We start from the raw sequence: 4,384 nt of genomic DNA on the forward strand, positions 1-4,384 counted from the left end.
CCATCAAACCGTTAATCAGGAAGTCAGACGGGTCTTTCTTAAAAATGCTGTAGGTTGGTTGTTCAATACTCCGAATGTCGATATTACGTTTCTTCAGTTCCCGATGGACAAGGACTTTGACAATATCACTTCTCCATAATCTGCTTGTGTTCAGGACAACAACGTAATCTACCTTGTGACTCGATACATAAGTCAGCATGTCTTGGAAGCCCTCTCGTTCGACCTCTAAGGCTTCCTCATCCACTTTTGCTCCACTGATTCCTTCGTCTGTAAAGACGTGATCCAGATGCCATCCCTGCTGCTCACAGTATGACTGAATCTCATCCTGCTGGTAGGACAAGCTGTAGCCATCCTTCACCTGACCTTGTGTACTGACACGCACATAGCCTATGACATTCATAGGTTTACCTCCCCCATATAACCTTAGCGTTACATGAATTAGAATTGGTGTAACACCCTATATATACCCTTAAGAGTACATATAGATTATAGTACTTTTAAGCGTATATATCAATGCTAGATTGGACACAATGTGATATAGTACGGTTATATAGTACGTTTTACGTTGGAGGATTATTTTCCTATGAAATTAAAGATTCGCTTAAAAGAAATACTCGCTGAGAAAGGGATTTCTCAACGTCAACTCTCTATGCAAATGAACATTCGCTACGCGACCATTAACCATCTCTGTTCTGATTCGGTGGACAGGGTCTATATCCGAACGCTGGAAGCGATATGTGAAGCATTAGATATCTCTATCAATGAACTGATTGTTGAAGATACGGAAGCATAGGGTGTTGAAACGTAAGTCGTGTCGGTCGCTGGATGTGCTAAGCCCCATTCCTCAACAAGAATCATGGTTTTTGATGTAAACCACCCCCGGTCCTTTCCTATCGTAATGGTGAATTTTTTTCAGAGGCAGGGGTTGAATTATCTGTATATTCACGTAAAATAGAGACTATGTTATTTTTATTTCATCCAGCATATTGGACTTTTTATCGTTATCGGCAAAATAACGTGTCCATCGGTGAGGATGTGTATTCTAGCTATTTATAGCAAGGCGACTTAGGCAGTTCCCTTTGGGGATTGCTATTTTTTTTGTCAAGTTTTTGCGATTGGCATACGTAGACGATGTATAAAGCTGCCTTAATGCAGGCTCATCGAAAATGCTTTGCAACATTTGGAAACCAAGAACAGTTTCGATCTTGGATATGTTCTCTCTGTTTCCCATTAGCCAAGATAAGTCCATTGTACTTACTGATGACGGATATTCAATTTCATTTAGCACTTTAGTTATCATATATTCAAAGAATGACTTATTGAGCAACTCAACTGCATTTTTAGTCGCTGAGAATTTCTTCATGTCGCTATCACTTGGTCGAATTTCAAGCCGTAGGATTCCTTTGGACAGCTCGATAAGTTCAGTAGAAGCTTTCTCCTTTTGCATTTGGCGGTGTTTGTCATAAAGGATAATTCTGCTGCTCTTATTGTAAAATTCAACCGTTTGATCTTGATTGTAGATTCTTGTGTTTTTAAAGGGTAACTTTTGTTTACTGAGCATTCGCACATACTCACCAACATTTTTTCCTACTTGGAAATTCCAACATATATCTGCTCGACTTATCGACCATTCCAAATGTGGAATGTGAATCGAAAAGAGTTGATATAAGCGATTCTGTACGCGCTCAAAGAAGCTAGGGATATTATTCTCAGTAATTTGGTTTACATTGTTGCCATACAGCAGTTTGGGTATGGAAACTTGAATCGACAATGTTTGACTACCATCAAGATACTTGATATAAGACAATTCCTCATCGTATATCTCATATCTTGTTTGGAGTACACCCGTTTCCTTGTTAAGAAATGTAACTGCCTTACATTTCTCTATATTTAACAATGCTTCTGTTTCAAGATGAATTGGTCTTGCTTTTATCACTACCGTATCAAACATTCATTTCCTTCTTTCTATATTCTGGATGGATTAATATTCTGGATCAAATTAGCTATGTTATAAGAAAAGACAATGTACCTACATCGCACCCACCTCCCTTCATATCTTCTGCCTTTACTCTTTCATCCACAGTAAATCATACTTTTTCAGTAGCTTGAACAATTCCTTATGGAAACTTTCCTCTTCTTCATCCCACACCATAAATCCAGTGACACCCATGAAATACATCATGGAACGCATCGCTTCAATCCGCTTGTCATGCTTTTTTTCCCATTGAGACTGCTGTTCAGCATCTAGATCATTGGGGACAGATTCGTTTAACAGGTTTGAAGTTCTTTCCAATATCTCATACACCTTGTCTTTATTTTCCCGAGCGTAAAGTTCTTCATATAGAGCACCTTGAAGCATCAGAATAATTCTTTCCATCTTCAATTCAGCGTACATCCACTGTTTTTCTTCTTGATGAGGATCAATGGACCTTGTGTATTCATGCTCTTTTCCATCTTCATCCGTAAAGGAGTCGATTATTTCAAACGAATCACGATTAGATATTCGATTTAGATAATCCAGTCGTAACTCGATCTCTTCTATTTTCGATAACTCTTTTTGAAAGTATTCTGCTTCCAGATGGAATAGCTTTGACAAGGCTTCTAGTTTAGCTTTTGGAATGGGTCTTCGCTTACTCAGCCAGTCTGTGACTGTTGATGGTGTAATCTCCAGCTTCTCCGCTAATTTCTTATACGTTCCGTTGTATAGCTTTACGATGTATTCTAAACCAATCATGTTATCCCTCCGATATAATGACGTATCAGTACGTCTTGGAATAAATATACCATTGACGTCCCAATACGTCAATTCCATTTTGCAAAGATCCTCAGAAAATAAACCACCTGGGATAATACTCCCCAGGTGGTTAAATTTTTTCCTATTAATTTAAATACTTATTTCGAGCCTCTAAAATATTCAAATTACCGATTTCAGAAGATTCCGCTACTTTACCGGTTCTCATTTTAATTGTTATATTAACCCTTTTTTCTGTCAGAGAATCTCTTTTTTTGTGTTTCCAAATATACTTTCCATTTATTATACATTTTTCCATATGGTTCTATCGAATCAAGTTCAGGTTGATTTGAGGGCTTATACCGAACAAATGGAGAAATCTCCTCTGGAAAATCAAAGTCATCATAAATAAATTCAACTACTTCAAAAGGATCTGCATAGTGCTCTTTGTTATCATAAACCCACTGCAATACTACATATAACATCTTTTCTTGAGAAATTTTATTATCTTTAGTGATTAATCCTGAAAGATTTTCGACATATGGAAGAATGTATTCTCCCTTTTTCATCCATGCTAAATCAATTACATCTTGGGATGGATTTTGCTCCTTACTAATGACATGCATAGCATGTTCAATTGCTGCCTCTGAGCTCAAATACCCTTGTTCAATAGCAAAGTATAGATCGCTCCACGTTAGATTAACAAGATTCATAATATAATTATATGGAATTATAATTTGTAAAGTATTCATTATTATCCCTTTCATGGTCTTTGATTTGGGTATCCAGTAATTTTCCCATTATTAATAAATATTTGATGTGTAACCTTTCCTTCTTGATCTAATATATACTCATATATACCTGATTTCCCGTTCAATTCCCCTTTAACTTGTAGTAATGTCCTTTCAACGCCATCATTACCTTTGATTATGAAAGTTTTACCCATTGCTAATATTCTTTCAGTCAAGTAACTAGCTGCTCGATGTGCTGAATCTGATTTAATTAATGCAGTACCTACACGCTCTGCTGTAACTATTTTCCCTGCCGCTTCAACTGGGCTTAAGGCTTTCCCGCCTGCTTCAACCATACCTAAAACCGCACCGACAACTGCATCGTTTATAGATTGTGCTTCGCCATATTCTTTCATTAATTGACTCTTTGCCCATGAAGCTTGTCCATCGCTACTTTCAGAAGATGTAGCCATATTAAAAAGATACAACCACTGATTCTTTTGTTTTTCACCATAGTAGATCAATGGTTTATTTACACCCAGATCATTTCTAATGTCCCAATAAAGTTGTGATCCACTTCCAGCAATCCGAGCAGTTGTTAGCATCAAATCTACTTGACTCTCAGTATAGTGTCCAGTCGGATCACTATAAATCAACGGATTATTACTTACATACGTATACAAATTCAAACTCAGCGGATTATCAATCTGCCCTTCATACGTATCCTCATTGAGAAACCTCCCCATACCCGGATCATAATACCGTGCCCGCAGATAGTAAAGCCCGGTTTCGGCATCGTACACTTCTCCGGTGTACTTGAAGGAGTTGGAGATGCCCTCCACCTGGCTCGTGATGTTCCCCCACTCGTCATAAGTGTAGTTGTTAACCACGGCTCCGCCCGTATTGACAATCTGCACCACGT

The 4,384-nt window shown here is 38.0% G+C and carries 6 protein-coding genes; 1 reads left to right on the plus strand and 5 read right to left on the minus strand.

Translation table 11 applies throughout. From position 1 onward, the window contains the following. Window positions 1-400, minus strand: a 400-nt coding sequence (locus HYD27_RS31560; RefSeq protein WP_219221736.1) for a recombinase family protein, incomplete at its 3' end; no start/stop codon positions are given. A 183-nt stretch (window positions 401-583) separates the two neighbouring features. Between HYD27_RS31560 and HYD27_RS31565 the strand changes: the two genes are divergently transcribed. Beyond that, window positions 584-793 carry a helix-turn-helix domain-containing protein gene (locus HYD27_RS31565; RefSeq protein ID WP_219221737.1) on the plus strand — a complete coding sequence of 70 codons (210 nt, stop codon included), beginning with the start codon at window positions 584-586 and terminating at the stop codon, window positions 791-793. A gap of 249 nt (window positions 794-1,042) precedes the next feature. On the opposite strand, the gene HYD27_RS31570 is transcribed toward HYD27_RS31565, so the two are convergent. The 4 genes from HYD27_RS31570 to HYD27_RS32300 form a co-directional block, all read right to left on the minus strand. Then, window positions 1,043-1,951, minus strand: coding sequence for a hypothetical protein (locus HYD27_RS31570; RefSeq protein WP_219221738.1), 909 nt, complete (start codon window positions 1,949-1,951; stop codon window positions 1,043-1,045). Window positions 1,952-2,065: 114 nt separating this feature from the next. Beyond that, window positions 2,066-2,734, minus strand: coding sequence for a helix-turn-helix domain-containing protein (locus tag HYD27_RS31575; RefSeq protein WP_219221739.1), 669 nt, complete (start codon window positions 2,732-2,734; stop codon window positions 2,066-2,068). 239 nt (window positions 2,735-2,973) lie between these two features. Beyond that, window positions 2,974-3,483: a DUF2247 family protein gene (locus tag HYD27_RS31580; RefSeq protein WP_219221740.1), complete on the minus strand. Its 510-nt coding sequence runs from the start codon at window positions 3,481-3,483 to the stop codon at window positions 2,974-2,976. A gap of 11 nt (window positions 3,484-3,494) precedes the next feature. Further along, window positions 3,495-4,384, minus strand: an 890-nt coding sequence (locus tag HYD27_RS32300) for an RHS repeat-associated core domain-containing protein (protein WP_228745458.1), incomplete at its 5' end; no start/stop codon positions are given.

Source organism: Paenibacillus sp. S150, assembly GCF_019352175.1.
Lineage (GTDB): Bacteria > Bacillota > Bacilli > Paenibacillales > Paenibacillaceae > Paenibacillus_AQ.